We start from the raw sequence: 15,799 nt of genomic DNA, 5'->3' as shown, positions 1-15,799 counted from the left end.
TATTTTATCGAATAAACGTTCGCAAAAAAAGAGAACAACAAAACTTTTCTTTAATCCAGTTTCAACCAAACATCGAGGACAACATAGAATCAAATTGTTTTTTATTTAAAAATGATGACTTCTCATTTTTATTTGTTAAAATAAAAATGAGAAAAGGTTTCATTACTGAGGTGCTTTTTATGAGAAAAGAACAAATTAAATCTGTCCTATCCCAATTCTCTCTTTTTAGAGATTTAGATGACCAAGAAATCTTCAAAATTGTAGAAATATCGATTGCACGTGATTTAAAGAAAAATAGCCACGTTTTTTTACAGGGTGACCCGCTTACGAATGTTTATTTTATTTCCGAAGGCAAAGTAAAGATTTATAAAAGTGATTCTAGCGGGAGAGAACAGATTGTATCGATTGCTAAAGCAGGCGATATGTTTCCTCATGTCGGCTTTTTCCGAAAGGGAGAATATCCAGCGTTTGCTGAAATTATCGATAATGCCAAGCTTGTTGTCGTTCCGATTGATCATTTTGAAAAAGTGCTAATTGATAATCCACATTTATGCATTAAGGTTTTTAAAGTTCTAGGTGAAAAAATAATCGACCTTCAAAATCGGCTTGAAGAACAGATATTGAACAATACGTATGAACAAATTATTAAATTGCTCGTCCGTCTTTCCGATAATTACGGAACAGAGCTTGAGGACGGTACCGTATTACTTAAATCAGAATTTACAAATAAAGACCTTGCAAATATGATAGGCACAACAAGAGAAACAGTTAGCCGTACCCTAACAAAAATGAAAAAAGAAGGATTAATCGAAGTAACCGAAAATGGAGACATGATACTAGATACAGATGCTCTATTAGATGAAATATTTTAAAAAGCAAACACTAGCGACCAAACGCTAGTGTTTTTTTATGGTTTAATTAAAGCGGAAATCAACAGACAAATTTAATAGAGCCAAAAAAAAACAACCGCAGAGAGGTCAGCGCGGTTGTTTAAAAACTTGAAAATATATTGAATTAAGCGTTAAGCATTGCTTCCATGTCTTCTTGAGCATTGCCAATTAACTTCAAGTTAAATGTATCAACAAGTACATTTAACACACCTTCAGAAATGAATTCTGGTGGCTTAGGCCCAATGCGGATATCTTGAATTCCTAAGCTGAATAATCCTAATAGAATCGCTACAGCCTTTTGTTCAAACCAAGATAATACAATACTTACTGGTAGCTCATTTACAGAACAGCCAAATGCGTCTGCTAATGCAAGAGCAATCTTAACAGTTGAACCTGAGTTGTTACATTGTCCTAAGTCGATGTAACGTGGAATTTCTGTACCTGGAACAGTTCCGTAGTCAACATCGTTGAAACGGAACTTACCACAGGAAGTCGTTAAAATAACAGTTTCTGGTGGTAAAGATGTTGCTAATTCACGATAGTAATCTCCGCCTTTACCTGGTGCATCACAACCAGCAATAACGAAGAAACGTTTAATTTTTCCTTCTTTAACTGCAGCAATTACTTCAGGAGCTAAGCCAAGAACTGTTTCATGGTGGAAACCAGTTAATAATGTTTCATCAGACTCAATATTAGCCTCTGGTAATTCTAATGCGCGGTTAATTAGTGGTGAGAAATCATCGTTTACGATTTTTTCTACGTTTTCTAATCCTGCCACTTCGTATGAGAACATACGGTCAGCATAAGATCCCTTAATTGGCATTACACAGTTTGTAGTTGCTAAAATTGCACCATTAAACTTTTCAAATAAGCGGCGTTGATCATACCATGCTTTACCAATATTTCCTTTTAAGTGGCTGTATTTTTTCAATGCTGGATATCCGTGTGCCGGTAGCATTTCTGAGTGAGTATAAATATTGATGCCTTTACCTTCTGTTTGCTTTAATAATTCTTCAAGAGCAAAAAGATTGTGGCCAGTTACAACAATTGCTTTTCCTTCAATTTTGTTTTGTGAAACACGGATTGGTTGTGGAATTCCAAGACGGTTTGTATGTGCTTCATCCAACACTTCCATCATACGAACAGCTGCTTGACCAACCTGCATCGCCATATTGATGTGTTCTTGAACGTTGAAGTTTGAGTTTGTTAAAGTCATGTATAATGCTTCTTGAGTTGTTTTATCAACGAATGCATCTGTATAACCAAGTTGATTTGCGTGAGTGCGATAAGCAGCAATTCCTTTTAATCCAAAAATAATCGTATCTTGTAAACTTGCAATTGTTTCATCCTTGCCGCAAACTCCGACAACTGTACATCCGCCAGTTGGAGTTTGTTCACATTGGTAACAAAACATTTATATTCCTCACCTTCGAACTATATTTACCTTTTCAGCATACTAGGGATTGGAAAAAAGTAGTGTGATTTCAATCACACTTAAACGAATAGTCAAAAAACGTTCAAAATTAGTCCATGCCAGCTAAGGTGAACCACGTTTAGGTTAAATGCATAAAATGGTAGCAAAGTATAAAGAAATGCTTATTTCTACTGCATGAAAATGTTTACATGAGAGGAGCCTAGAAACCATGTCTACCAAACATCCGATTGATCACAACAACAATGAACGATTCGGAGATATTATTAGACAAATGAATCAATTTTTCCAAGAAAGAAAAGGTATTCTTCAGTCAATTGATGAATTTTTCAGAACCCCTTTCCCCATTCATCTTTCGCACTTGAAATGACAGAAAATGAACAAGAGCATCTTATCATCGCTGAACTACCAGGAGTTAATCGTGAGCAAATTGGAATAGATGTATTGGGGAATTCAGTAACGATTACGGTTAATCACTCTGAAGAGATAACGGAACAGGATGAAAGTCGAAAAACCCTTCGAAGAAGACAGTCTTTATCTCGTTCCAGTAGAACAGTCGCACTACCGTTTCCTATTAATGAACAGGTAGTAAAAGCAACTTATACTAACGGACTATTACAAATACGAATACCTAAAAAAAGAGGAAAAAAAGTCATTATTGATCAAGATTAAATGGAAAAGCGCAAGGCGCCCGTTTATCGGCGACAAGCACAAGACGAGCCAGACGGAAGGTTGCTTTTGACCTTCTGGCTGGATTGGCTTATGACCCCGAGCCCCTAGCCGCTGAAGCTAGACATGCTTGTGACCTCGAGCCGATGGCGCCTTACGCTCGTCACCCATCAAAATTTCATACTTTCTTTGAATTTATGAAAAAGAGGCTAACCATTATATGTCAGCCTCTTTTTCATTTCATTACTTTCTATATACAAGTAAAAACTTTTCGACAAAAGCGTCTAATTTAAAACAGAGCTAAAGAAATTATGACAATCACAAATTCCAAAATCAAAACGTTTTTTACACCTTTAATATTCCACCAAGTCCCTGTACCATCGATTTGACCTGTGTTATTGCACTCATCATTTGACCAGCCGTATTTACCATCTTGGTAATATCCATCGATCCATCCTGGGACTTAAATGAATTCATAATTGAACCCATACCGCCTGATTGCTTTGGAATAAGTGCATGATTGGGATATTGATTCATGCTTATATTTGGCGTCATTGGCTGCTGATAATAAGGCTGATACGGCTCATCATTTGGCTGAAGCGGATTCTGTAGGACTGTCTGGGTTAATCCCTGATTCATCATATATGGATGTCCTGCATATGCATTATTACTACTGATATTATTTTGGATTGTGTTTGGATACGGGTTCATAGGCATTGGATAGGAAATGGGGTGATTATACCAATTTTGCGTACCTTGAGTTGCTGGGTATGGGAATGAATATAGAGTTGATGGTTGCTGCCTTATTGGATATTCTTCAAAATACGGGTACATGTAGCCTTCTGGTTGGTTTCCCCCAGGCGGGTAAAAAAAATAGGCATTTCTTTTTTTCGACCAAACATGGGCGAACATCCTCCTCAAATTTCACTACGACATTTTATGTATATCATTCATAAATGGTGAGAATGAAAATGTTTACATTTACGATAATTTTTAGATTTTTTCAACAAAGAGGCATTTTGTCTAACGTTGAAGAATATTGTCTGAAATCTCAATATTTGAAAAATGGTGAAAATAGACTTTTCCATGTTACGATAGTAAAAACGACGAAGGAGGAATTTATATGCACGTTCACGAACTTAAAGTAAAATTTTCCCAATTGCGGAAGTATGAAACAGAAGATGTTAATGAACTGTTAGATTTTGCTAAGAGAGTTTATATTCAAAATGAAATTTCCATTATTGAATACCGTAACCTTGTTCGTGAGCTTGAGTCTTTAGGTGCCGAATTTCCTTTTGACAACATAGATCATTCCCTCATCGAGAATTCAATCTAAATTGAGTTCAAGCATCATGCACAGTAGACTTCTTACATTAGATCATCCTAACCTTACAGAATTAGAATTTATACTAAAGCGGGTGCCCAATTGGGCACCTTTCATATTTTTTGAACTTCAATTATTTCTCCTCAATGCCTCATAAAACAAAATAAAAAGTAGCTAAATATAGCTACTCAAAATTTCATATAAATTACATACTTTTCAAACCAAACTCTAGTTGAATTCCAGTTCGGATTTTATTATGTTGGCTTGATACACATTGTCTTCTCCCACTTTTCTCTTCTTGTTGCTTGTCAAGTTCAGTTTCTATAGTAGTTAATCTACTTGAGCAATGCATTACACGATCATCTTGCACACTACGGACATATTCTTGTTGGTGGGTAAAGGAGGAATGGAGAACAGCTTCTAATTTTTCCAATTGATCATAAATCTTGTTCAATCGTGTTAAAAGTTCATTTTTAATAATGATAGGTTCTTTCATTTAACATACCTCCTCATAATCTGAAATCCTGAGTAACAATCGACCACACTTTTCTTCCTTACTGTAAATGTAATTCGATGTTTCTTACTCTCATCCTTCACTCTAGACAAAACTAGAAGGAATTCGGCAAAGATAGAAGGATTTCATTTTTTATTAAACTTTTTTCCGACAAATTTAGATTACTTTTAAGAATGGAACTCGGTGATATAGAACAAAATAAAATCGGAGGTGTAAACGAGATGGAAAACAAGGAAAAACAAAATAAGGTTCAACCTAAAAAGTTAGAAGAGAAAAAACCAGGATATGGGAATAAAAAACTAGAAGGACCAGACCGTCCATCAACTTAAGCTCATCAAAGCAAGGAATTCCTGTATTCCTTGCTTTTTGTTTGGCCATATTTCTATAGTAATTGGTCTCCAACTTTAATTAAGGAATGCATTTGATTTTGCTTCTCTTCATACCAATCGGTTAACACGATGGAGCTTTTATTACGGTTATGTTTAAACCATGATTTCTTTATTTTCCGCTGCTTGCTCCAGTCATTATGGTTATGAATGTGATGGGTAATAACAGGAAATACATCTCGCAAATTCGGGGTGGTTTTTTCTTTCTTCATTCGGAAGTACTTTTCATAATCATGCCTTGAACCAGTGTGTTCCTGTTCTAATGAAAATTTCAAAAACAAAGGATACAACTCCGGTAAAAACAAAATATCAGCGAGCTTTTTACCAAGATCAATCCGATTATCTAGCTTTGTAAATCCACTTACTGCTGAACCGAATACCTCACCCTCAAGCGTAGGAAACAACACCGAACTGAAATGAAACCATTCTTGAAAATAATAAGAAAATGAGTGAAAAACCTTTTTACTAAAGACCGGATGTTCAATGACAGGAGTTTGAATGACATTTTGTTCATTAATGATTAATGATGTAATTAATCTTTTCCCATCACGCTGCCTCCAATAATGCTTCCACTCGTCCTCCATAAAAGATGAAACATAAAAAAAAGGCAAAAGGTGAAACATTGGTCGTCCCATTTTCGTCGAATAATGGTAAAGTAACATTTGAGGATAAGCATCATTAAAAATTAACCAGTTTGCTCGTTCGTATGTTAGAAACAATAGATTTCTAAGCTTTTCTGGTAGTACTAAAGGGAACCATTTTCCTTCAAGATCGCACATATTCCAACCGCCATTGCGCGAAACCATGCTAGCCAAAAAAGTCCATTTAATTTCAGGATACTGTAAAAAGAAATCCAAATATGCTTTCGTCCTCAAAATATTATCAACATTATTTTTTTGGGTTTCATTTTTTATCTTGTGAATACATACTAATTCATCATTTGTTATTACGTAACTGGTAATCGATTCATTTAAGATTGTCAACGTCACATCACCCTAACTTCCTTGCGTATAAAGGTTAGCTTTAGACAAATAGTTCTTTTTATTCAGCCATTATGATTCGATATTTGGTATGATAGAAGTTAGTTTGTGAGGTGCATTTTACATGAATTTTCATTATCCTAATGGAAGGCGTTATATTCAACAGACAAAACAAATCATACCTAGCATCAAGACAGAAAAGAAGCTATCCTATAGCAATCGTGGTATGACTTTAGAGGATGATATCAACGAGACGAATCGCTATTATTTAGAAAACAATATTGCCGTCATTCATAAGAAACCAACACCCGTCCAAATTGTCAATGTGGACTATCCAAAAAGAAGTGCAGCAGTGATTAAGGAAGCATACTTTAAACAAGCATCAACAACGGATTATAATGGAATATATAAAGGCAGGTATATCGATTTTGAGGCAAAGGAAACAAAGTTTCTCACTTCATTTCCATTAAAAAATTTTCATGAACATCAAATCAAACATATGAGTGCAGTTCTCGGACATGGTGGAATTTGCTTTGTCATTTTGCGTTTTTCGGCTATTGAAAAAGTATACCTTCTTCAAGCTGACCAGCTTCTCCATTATTGGGATAGAATGGTCAACGGTGGAAGAAAATCAATTACTTTAGAAGAAATCGAAAAGGGTAGCCATTTTATTCCACTAAGCTACAATCCGAGAATTGACTATATAAAAATAATCGATTATCTTTATACCTTCTAATTAAATTTTTCATGTTTGGCGGATAAGAAAGGAAGCGTTGAAATATGTCAGAAAAATATCAAACGAGAGAGGAGCGCAGACAGCAAAATACTGGTAAAGGGAATCCGAAAGTTAAAAAACCAAAAAAGGGTTTGCTCTCTAGAATATTCCTTATTTTAGTTTCACTTGGGATTATTGGAATTATTACCGGTGTTGCTACTTTTGCTTATATGGTAAAGGATGCGCCGAAGTTAGATGAATCTGCATTGAAAGATCCGATTCCATCTCAAATATTTGATAAAGACGGAAATCCCATTACGGAAGTTGGAACCGTTAATCGAGACTATGTTGAATACGAAGAAATACCGAAACTAGTGGAGGATGCTGTCTTAGCGACAGAAGACGTCCGTTTTTATAAGCATAATGGTGTCGACCTCATTCGTTTAGGCGGGGCGGTCGTTGCCAATTTTACAAGGGGCTTTGGCTCTGAAGGAGCAAGTACGATTACACAGCAGGTTGTTAAAAATTCATTTTTAACTCCTGAAAAAACGATTTCCCGTAAAGTGCAGGAAGCATGGCTCGCCTATCAGCTTGAACGAAAATATACGAAGCACGAGATCTTTGAAATGTACGTTAATAAGATTTGGATGTCTGAGGGAGCACACGGGATAAAAACAGCAGCTAAAATCTATTTTGGAAAAGATTTGGACCAATTGGAGCTTCAAGAAGCTGCCCTGTTAGCAGGAATGCCGCAAAGTCCAGAGAATTATAATCCTTTTAGAAACCCAGAAAATGCGGAAAAACGTAGAAATATTGTTTTATCACTCATGAATCAACATGGATTTATCTCAAAGGATGAAATGGAAAAAGCCCAAGCCATTCCTGTTGAATCCACCTTATTGCCTGAAGACAAACGCGTAAAAAAAGAGAGTAAGTTTGACTCCTTTGTCGATCAGGTCATTGATGAAGTGGAAGAAAAATATGGGGAAGATATTAATATTTTCACGGACGGGTTAAAAATCTATACGACACTTGATCCAAATGCCCAAACTTATGTAGAAACGATGTTGAACACAAATGACATCGTACAATTTCCAGATGAAGAGTTTCAAGCTGGAATTGTGTTATTAGATACAAAAACTGGGGAAATCAGAGCAGTTGGCGGAGGAAGAAACCAAAAGGTTCAACGCGGATTTAACTATGCTACCGATACAGAACGCCAGCCAGGTTCAACGATTAAACCGATATTAGATTATGGTCCAGCCATCGAATATTTAAAATGGGGAACATATCAACCTTTAAAAGATGCCCCAATGACCTACTCTGATGGAACGCCAGTTAATAACTGGGATAACAAGCATTTGGGTACGATGACCATGCGTGTTGCACTCGGGATGTCTCGAAACATTCCAGCGATTCAGGCATTGCAGGAGGTCGGTCTTGATAAAGCCAAAACTTTTGCTGAGGGATTAGGTATACCATTACCTGAGATATATGAATCCTACGCTATTGGTGGTCTTAAGAAGGGTGTTTCACCACTGCAAATGGCTGGAGCCTACAGTGCTTTTGGTAACAACGGAATTTACACAAAACCATACGCAGTAAAAGAAATTGAACTTCGGGATGGTACAAAAATAAAAACCGCTCCGGAATCCACTGTGGCCATGAAAGACTATACAGCCTTTATGATTACGGATATGTTAAAAAGTGTTGTAAGAGATTCTTACGGAACTGGACGAAATGCCGCCGTATCGGGACTACAGGTAGCCGGTAAAACTGGTACAACTAACTATGATGAAGCAACTAGAAATAAGCTTAATATCCCAAATAGTGCGGTACCAGATGCATGGTTTGCTGGCTATACAACCAATTACACGGCCGCAATTTGGACAGGATATAGCAATCGCAATACGTATATTCCATCTGGAGATAGTCAAAAAATCGCGCAAAAGCTATTTAAAAATGTCATGACTTATGTATCCAAAGATATAAATACACCTGATTTTACGGTTCCAAAAACGGTACAACGAGTCTCAATTGAAAAAGGAACAACAAAGCTCGCAAGCCAATATACACCGAAGGATCAAGTTGTTACTGAATATGCAGTAAAAGGTAGTGAGCCAAAACAGGTATCTGAAAAATACAATAAACTTACACAGCCAAGTGGTTTTAATGCTAAATTTGACAAAGATGCCAATGCTATTTTACTATCTTGGAATTACCCAGCTGAAAATAGCGAGGGAACACAATTTGAAGTAAGAGTGTCTGTAAACGGCGGAGCGGAACAAGTACTGCAAACTACTACTGAAAAGGGCTTAAACGTCGTCAAACCTACTCCAGGTGCTACCTACTCCTTTAAGGTTGTTGCTATTCTTGGAGATCAGCGGAGTGACCCATCAACCGTTACAGTAGTGGTACCTGCTCAAACTACTGATGAAAATAATAATAATAATAATGGGACTGACAATGGCGAGAATCAAGATGGAACTGATCAAACCCAAGATGGTAATAATCAAACTGGGAATGATACTGGAAATACTGGGCAAACACCTGACAATACACAGAATGGAACCAACAATGGCAATAATACAAGCCAAACTCCAAGTGCAAGCGGAGTTCCATCCAGCACTACTACACAGCAAAATAGAAAAACAGAATAAACGACGAAAAAGCCTGTAAAAGCGTTTTGCTTTTACAGGCTTTTTCTTTCGTTTTGTCTTCACAAGCTTATTCGTTTGTCAATTTCTTTCTTGCCATATCAATGGCTTGAACCTTTGAATATTGTTTCTCTTGTTCTTCAAATAGTTCAATTAATTGCATGAAAGATGGATAGATGTTCGGTCGTTTCATTAAAAACTGAATTCGTTCAAAGAAATTAAATGGCTTAATTTTTAGCTTATTTATGGATTCTGCTTTTACCTCTTGTACCAGGTTCACCATTTGTCCAAAAAATAAATTCAATCAAAAGACTTATTCCCTGTTTCATCGGTTCATAAGTAGCTTGATTTTGCCGTTGATGAAATAACTCTCGAATTTCCGTCTGAATTTGCTCCCATTCCTTTAACAACACTGGAATTTGTATTTCTTTCATTTTACCGCTTCCTTCTTCATCCTTTTTGCACCTTCACGACAGACGTCTAGAAGTGGACAGACAGGACATTGTGGATTTTGGGCTTTACAATGGTAACGTCCAAAGAAAATCATGCGATGATGGGTTACAGACCACTCTTCCTTCGGTACTTTCTTCATTAATGTTTTCTCTACTTCGAGAACCGAATCCTTCCAACGACAAAGCCCTATCCTTTTACTAACACGCTCCACATGTGTATCTACGGCTATTGCTGGAACGCCAAATGCAACTGAAACCACCACATTAGCTGTTTTTCTACCAACTCCTGGAAGCTTGGTTAATTCGTCGCGATCTGCTGGTACTTGTCCATCATATTCATCTATTAATAACCGACAAAGCTTTTGAATATTTTTTGCTTTATTACGGAATAACCCAATTGAACGAATATCCTGTTGAAGCTCATCAAGCGAAACGTTAAGATAGTCTTCCGGTGTCTTATACTTTTGAAATAATTCCTTTGTAACTTTATTAACGAGAACATCAGTACACTGTGCAGAAAGTGCAACCGCAATCACTAACTCAAATGGATTGGAATGTACAAGCTCACAATGTGCTTCTGGAAACATTTCACCCATTTTATCTAAAGAAAAACGAATTTGCTGCTTCGTTAACATTTTTTACTCCCTCCCCTTTTCCACACAAAAACGAGAGAAATGGTTTCTCTCGCAAACGGTTTTACCTTATTGCTCAAGCCAATTGTAAAAAGGAACAGCTCCAGATCCTGGCTTCGATTCGGCATCCTCTCTAGATTTTTGCCCATTTTGATGCTGCCGAAACTTTCTCCCATAGCTTTTTGCTTGTTCAATCGTCTTAATGCCATTTTTCTTCCATTCGAATAAGATCCGGTCAATATAACGAAAATTTAATTTACCCGAAATGACGGCTTCTCTTAAAGCTGCTTTAATAATAACGGGTTCATGATGATCATCATCGAGCCACATCCCCAGTGATTCACACTCAAACGGAGAGAGAGGACGACCGAATTCCTGTTCAAAGCATGTATAGAGATCTGTTTCCTGTGATTCGTTCTCTGCTGTTTCTGTTAGGTTGTTCAGTGCAAGAAATTGATTCACTAGTTTTTCCCATAAAGGATCTAAAGAATACATTTCAAAGCGAATTCCTTCTTCAGAAAAGTTATCCTTTATTTCGATAAACCCTCTTTGAATTAACCTTCTCAGGGTACTAGCACAATCCATTGTCATGCGATCTGACAATTGAGCAAGTGTAGGAAAATAATTTCCTTGTTCAAGAAAAGAATGCACATGTAAAATCAGAACCATTTCAATTTCTGATAAACCCATTTTTTTATAATGGGTAAGTAATGCGGTTGGAATGGTGATATTACCGCTTTTAATCCATGCGAGCATGGTGGAATTCATCATATGCTGACACCTCTTTATAAGTATAGCATGAACTCAAGTTCCAAGTAAGACTCACATCTTTACTTCCAATTTATATAGATTTTGAAAAAATAAAACAGGTTGCCTCATTAATTTGGCAACCTGTTTACATGGAAAGTATTAAGGATATAAGCGATTTAACAGACGTGGGAATGGGATTGTCTCGCGCACATGCTCTACTCCACTAATCCATGCTACTGTCCGTTCTAATCCTAGTCCAAAGCCTGAATGTGGTACAGATCCAAATTGACGAAGCTCGATATACCATTTATATGCTTCCGGGCTAAGTTCATGCTCTTCTACTCGTTTACCCAATAATTCTAAATCATGAATCCGTTCTGAACCACCAATAATCTCTCCATAGCCTTCAGGAGCAATTAAATCTGCACAAAGGACTACATCTTCACGCTCTGGATGCGGCTGCATATAGAACGGCTTAAGCGTTGTAGGATAGTGGGTAATAAATACCGGTTTATCATAGCTTTCTGCAATCGCAGTTTCATGAGGTGCTCCGAAGTCATCGCCCCACTGAATATCATCAAAGCCTTTTTCCTGCAAGAATTTTACCGCGTCATCATATGTGATTCGTGGGAACGGCGCTTTAATTTGCTCTAACTTGCTCGTATCACGACCTAAGGTTTTCAATTCAATCACACAATTTTTTAATACACTTTGAACGATATGTGAAACATATTGTTCTTGAACCTCAAGGTTCTCTTCAAATTCTACAAACGCCATTTCAGGTTCAATCATCCAAAATTCGATTAAGTGACGACGTGTTTTTGATTTTTCAGCACGGAAGGTCGGCCCGAAGGAGAATACTTTCCCTAATGCCATAGCGGCTGCTTCCATATAAAGCTGTCCACTTTGTGAAAGATAGGCATCTTCATCAAAATATTTCGTTGCAAATAATTCCGTTGTCCCTTCTGGCGCACTACCAGTCAAGATTGGTGGGTCAACCTTTGTAAAGCCGTTCTCATTAAAAAACTCATAGGTAGCACGAATGATTTCATTCCGAACCTTCATGACAGCATGCTGACGACGAGAACGAAGCCACAAATGACGGTTATCCATTAAAAATTCTGTTCCATGTTCCTTTGGAGTGATCGGGTAATCTACAGCTGCATGAAGTACCTCGATGCCACTTACCTGCATTTCAAACCCTAGATTTGAGCGCTCATCTCTTGTTATTTTTCCAATAACATACATAGACGTTTCTTGCGTTAACGATTTTGCTAGCTGAAATGTGTCCTCAGAAACTTCACTTTTAACTACAACCCCTTGGATAAACCCGGTGCCGTCGCGTAGCTGTAAAAAAGCAATTTTTCCACTTGAACGTTTATTCGCTAACCAAACGCCAATTTTGACTTCTTGATCAACATATTTATGGACTTCTGATATGGTTGTTTTAATCACTATTATGTCCCTCCAAAAACAATACGTAACTCGAAATATGTACCAGCCTCTATTATACCTTTTTCCGCCTTTTATAATCAATATCCATCCATAACGGAAAATATGCAAAGGAGGACAGATTTCTCTGCCCTCCTTTGCATAATCATATCTATTTAGATTTACTAGTAACAAATTGGTGAATTCGCTCAACAGCTGCTTCTAAAAGATCTAAAGAAGTTGCATAGGACAAGCGAATGTTATCATTTGCTCCAAATCCTGATCCTGGAATAACGGCAACTAATGCTTCTTCAAGCAATGCAGTAGAGAATTCATCTACATTTGAATACCCTGTTAATTCAACCGCTTTTTTAACATTAGGGAACAGATAAAATGCTCCTTGTGGTTTAATGCAGGTTACTCCTGGAATTTGGATTAACTTGTCATAGATTTGGTTTAAGCGCGATTCAAACGCTTGTCTCATCTCTTCGACCTCTTCTTGAGAACCAGCATAGGCAGCAATCGTTCCGTACTGGGCTGTTGTCGTAGGATTTGATGTGCTATGACTAGCTAAATTGGTCATTGCTTCAATAATTTCTTTATTACCGGCTGCATAGCCAATTCGCCAGCCTGTCATGGAATGTGATTTAGAAACTCCATTGATAATAATCGTTTGTTCTTTTAATTCTGGTGAAATTTGGGCAATCGATACGTGCTTGTTGTTTCCATAAACTAGCTTTTCATATATCTCATCGGAAACAATCAAGATATTATTTTGCAGACAAACTTCACCTATAGCTAATAATTCTTCTTGGCTATAAAGCATCCCTGTAGGATTACTTGGTGAGTTGATAATCACTGCTTTTGTTTTTTCAGTAATCACAGCTTTTAATTGCTCTGGTGTAATTTTATATTCGTTCGCTTCTGTTCCTTCAACATATACTGGGACACCGCCTGCAAGCTTTACTTGTTCAGGATAGCTAACCCAATATGGCGTTGGGATGATAACCTCATCACCATCATTTAAAATAACTTGAAACAGTGTATACAACACATGTTTTGCACCACTGCCAACAATAATTTCATTTGGATTATAGTCAATTCCTTGGTCCTGCTGGAACTTTTTGATGATTTCTTTTTTAATGCTGGTAATCCTGCAGCAGGTGTATATTTTGTTTGACCTTCATTCATTGAAGCAACTGCTGCATCAATAATATGTTGTGGTGTATTAAAATCTGGTTCCCCAGCTCCTAATCCAATCACATCAAGTCCTTGTGATTTTAATTCCTTTGCTTTCGCTGTAATTGCAAGAGTCGTTGATGGTGTTAATGATTTGACCCTACCAGCTAATTCAAACTTCATTCTCCTTGCACTCCTTTTTACTAAGCTTTAACCAGCTTTTTTTACATGTTCTCGATTTTACGGAGCCATTCACCTGACTCAAAATCAACATAATAATAATTTATCAGATTATTACGAGAGATGTAATATATTTCCCAACATTGTCGCTTTTTTATCATGCCTAATCTTACAGAAATGATTTCCTTTGGATCTTTTTCCTGCAATAATTTATCTACGGCTTGCTCTTGGGAAATTCCCTCATTCACTTTTTTTATAACGACCTGGCCTGTTTTTTCAGAAACCCAAGAAATGGTATCCTGATTCTTTTGATTTTTAGCTCTTACGACATAATAGGTTTCCGTTCCATTGTACAGTTGAACATCCTGTAGTTCTGATATCTTCATTTTTTTATTTACAGCAGCTAAGGCTTTTTCCTCAGCTTTTGATACTGGCTTAACTGCTTGATAATAAACAGTAGAGAAAAAAACTATGATAACAAAAACGGTACCTATTCCTATAAATATCCATTTTTTCAAAATTCCATCACTTCTTTATGTACGATATATTTTCACAATCTATTCAATTTACTTTCTAAAGGTTTTGTTCCGATAGACAAGCAATAATTGTTAATTATACTTAGGTGTCAGTTGGGTATTATAACATTAGATTCTAACTTATTATAACAGTGTATTTACACTGAAGGTTATATTTTGAAAAATTTAACGATAAAATTTTTTCTAGTCTATACACTTTCTTTGGCTGTGCAAATCTAGCGCAGCTACTTTTTCTTGTTTGAAATTTTCACGATTTCATAATTATCCTCTGTAAATTTAACAGATACTGCACCGATGTTTTTATTGTAATACACCCGAACCCAAGCTTGCTGTAGTTGCTCTAATAAATCTTCATTCACGTTCTCCTCTTTCTTGCGGAAAAGAATCGCAAATTCCGGGTCAAGTTGTTCAAAAAAATCCTCCGATAGGACTTCCATTGATGCAAGGTCAGGAAGTTTAATAATCGTCGTTTCGACTGCTTCATTTCTTGGTGTGGAATAGTCAATATTCGGACTAGCATGATTCATCCATAATATTCTTCTATTTAAAAATGAAATGGATAAATCTAATCCTTTTGTATCATTAAGAACCACCATAACTAATCCAGGAAGAATTTCATGATTCATCCCCTTGCTTAAGCTGCGATAATCAACGGCTTCTGCGTCATACAAAAACTCGTTTATATTCTTTTCTGTGTCTTTTGGACTCATTAAACGCTTTACATGAAAATCCTTCATTAACCAGCTAATATTTTCAAAACAGCATTTACCCGTATCGGTAAGGATAATGGTGTCAATTTGATGAACATGATAAAGTGCTAGAAGTTTTTTAAATTCTTCTTTCGTGTTTTCACCACCAGTATTGATGAGCACATTTTTTCCATCAGGCTGTTGAATTAACGAAGCTTCCCCGTCAGATAATGAGAAAAAGGTAAATGCCACTTCCTCATTTTTTAAGTTCAAATCAATATTATTAATTTCAACCGGATTTGATGGTGATTCTAACGGGATGTAGTACCAATTCGAAAAAAACAATAAGGGGGCAATTAACCATTTCATCTATATTCCTCCAA

Annotated in this window: 15 protein-coding genes and 2 pseudogenes; 6 read left to right on the top strand and 11 right to left on the bottom strand. The window is 36.7% G+C overall.

Features of this window, described 5'->3' with window-relative positions; all coding sequences use genetic code 11:
* Positions 1-179 precede the first annotated feature (179 nt).
* The gene (locus RGF10_RS08355) at positions 180-872 is read left to right on the top strand and encodes a Crp/Fnr family transcriptional regulator (protein ID WP_318508606.1); all 693 of its coding nucleotides are present in this window, start codon (positions 180-182) and stop codon (positions 870-872) included.
* Positions 873-1,014: 142 nt separating this feature from the next.
* Here RGF10_RS08355 and hcp read toward each other — a convergent pair whose 3' ends face one another.
* A complete protein-coding gene (gene hcp / locus RGF10_RS08350; RefSeq protein WP_318508605.1) occupies positions 1,015-2,304 on the bottom strand; it encodes a hydroxylamine reductase in 1,290 nt (429 codons plus the stop codon).
* 229 nt (positions 2,305-2,533) lie between these two features.
* On the opposite strand from hcp, the gene RGF10_RS08345 reads away from it, so the two are divergent.
* Both RGF10_RS08345 and RGF10_RS08340 read left to right on the top strand, forming a co-directional pair.
* The gene (locus RGF10_RS08345) at positions 2,534-2,692 is read left to right on the top strand and encodes a hypothetical protein (protein ID WP_318508604.1); all 159 of its coding nucleotides are present in this window, start codon (positions 2,534-2,536) and stop codon (positions 2,690-2,692) included.
* The gene (locus RGF10_RS08340) at positions 2,689-2,994 is read left to right on the top strand and encodes an Hsp20/alpha crystallin family protein (protein ID WP_318508603.1); all 306 of its coding nucleotides are present in this window, start codon (positions 2,689-2,691) and stop codon (positions 2,992-2,994) included. Before RGF10_RS08345 ends, RGF10_RS08340 begins: the two co-directional genes overlap by 4 nt.
* Before the next feature lie 342 nt (positions 2,995-3,336).
* On the opposite strand, the gene RGF10_RS08335 is transcribed toward RGF10_RS08340, so the two are convergent.
* Positions 3,337-3,903 carry a YppG family protein gene (locus tag RGF10_RS08335; protein WP_318508602.1) on the bottom strand — a complete coding sequence of 189 codons (567 nt, stop codon included), beginning with the start codon at positions 3,901-3,903 and terminating at the stop codon, positions 3,337-3,339.
* 211 nt (positions 3,904-4,114) lie between these two features.
* On the opposite strand from RGF10_RS08335, the gene RGF10_RS08330 reads away from it, so the two are divergent.
* Complete coding sequence (locus RGF10_RS08330; RefSeq protein ID WP_318508601.1) at positions 4,115-4,327, top strand: YppF family protein; 213 nt, start codon at positions 4,115-4,117, stop codon at positions 4,325-4,327.
* A 193-nt stretch (positions 4,328-4,520) separates the two neighbouring features.
* On the opposite strand, the gene RGF10_RS08325 is transcribed toward RGF10_RS08330, so the two are convergent.
* Positions 4,521-4,811 carry a hypothetical protein gene (locus RGF10_RS08325; protein ID WP_318508600.1) on the bottom strand — a complete coding sequence of 97 codons (291 nt, stop codon included), beginning with the start codon at positions 4,809-4,811 and terminating at the stop codon, positions 4,521-4,523.
* A 400-nt stretch (positions 4,812-5,211) separates the two neighbouring features.
* Positions 5,212-6,198 carry a DUF2515 domain-containing protein gene (locus tag RGF10_RS08320; protein ID WP_318508599.1) on the bottom strand — a complete coding sequence of 329 codons (987 nt, stop codon included), beginning with the start codon at positions 6,196-6,198 and terminating at the stop codon, positions 5,212-5,214.
* A 121-nt stretch (positions 6,199-6,319) separates the two neighbouring features.
* Between RGF10_RS08320 and recU the strand changes: the two genes are divergently transcribed.
* Together recU and RGF10_RS08310 are read left to right on the top strand one after the other, a co-directional pair.
* Positions 6,320-6,931, top strand: coding sequence for a Holliday junction resolvase RecU (gene recU / locus RGF10_RS08315; RefSeq protein WP_318508598.1), 612 nt, complete (start codon positions 6,320-6,322; stop codon positions 6,929-6,931).
* A gap of 44 nt (positions 6,932-6,975) precedes the next feature.
* Positions 6,976-9,570 (top strand): PBP1A family penicillin-binding protein, encoded by a 2,595-nt coding sequence (locus RGF10_RS08310; protein ID WP_318508597.1) that lies wholly within the window; start codon positions 6,976-6,978, stop codon positions 9,568-9,570.
* 67 nt (positions 9,571-9,637) lie between these two features.
* On the opposite strand, the pseudogene RGF10_RS23790 reads toward RGF10_RS08310, so the two are convergent.
* The 7 genes and pseudogenes from RGF10_RS23790 to RGF10_RS08270 all read right to left on the bottom strand — a co-directional run bounded on the left by RGF10_RS23790 (position 9,638) and on the right by RGF10_RS08270 (position 15,785).
* Positions 9,638-10,001 (bottom strand): annotated as a pseudogene (locus tag RGF10_RS23790) (YpoC family protein).
* Complete coding sequence (gene nth / locus RGF10_RS08295; protein WP_318508594.1) at positions 9,998-10,654, bottom strand: endonuclease III; 657 nt, start codon at positions 10,652-10,654, stop codon at positions 9,998-10,000. Before nth ends, RGF10_RS23790 begins: the two are co-directional and overlap by 4 nt.
* 66 nt (positions 10,655-10,720) lie before the next feature.
* On the bottom strand, positions 10,721-11,422 hold the full coding sequence (locus tag RGF10_RS08290; RefSeq protein ID WP_412176689.1) for a DnaD domain-containing protein: 702 nt from the start codon (positions 11,420-11,422) through the stop codon (positions 10,721-10,723).
* A 138-nt stretch (positions 11,423-11,560) separates the two neighbouring features.
* Complete coding sequence (asnS, locus tag RGF10_RS08285) at positions 11,561-12,853, bottom strand: asparagine--tRNA ligase (protein WP_318509377.1); 1,293 nt, start codon at positions 12,851-12,853, stop codon at positions 11,561-11,563.
* Positions 12,854-13,004: 151 nt separating this feature from the next.
* Positions 13,005-14,194, bottom strand: a pseudogene (locus RGF10_RS08280) (pyridoxal phosphate-dependent aminotransferase).
* A 41-nt stretch (positions 14,195-14,235) separates the two neighbouring features.
* Positions 14,236-14,709: a cell wall elongation regulator TseB-like domain-containing protein gene (locus RGF10_RS08275; protein WP_318508593.1), complete on the bottom strand. Its 474-nt coding sequence runs from the start codon at positions 14,707-14,709 to the stop codon at positions 14,236-14,238.
* A gap of 242 nt (positions 14,710-14,951) precedes the next feature.
* A complete protein-coding gene (locus RGF10_RS08270; RefSeq protein WP_318508592.1) occupies positions 14,952-15,785 on the bottom strand; it encodes a ComEC/Rec2 family competence protein in 834 nt (277 codons plus the stop codon).
* Positions 15,786-15,799: the final 14 nt, after the last annotated feature.

This window comes from Bacillus sp. T3 (assembly GCF_033449965.1).
Classification (GTDB): domain Bacteria; phylum Bacillota; class Bacilli; order Bacillales; family Cytobacillaceae; genus Bacillus_BU.
This window is presented reverse-complemented; position numbering and strand designations above follow the sequence as displayed.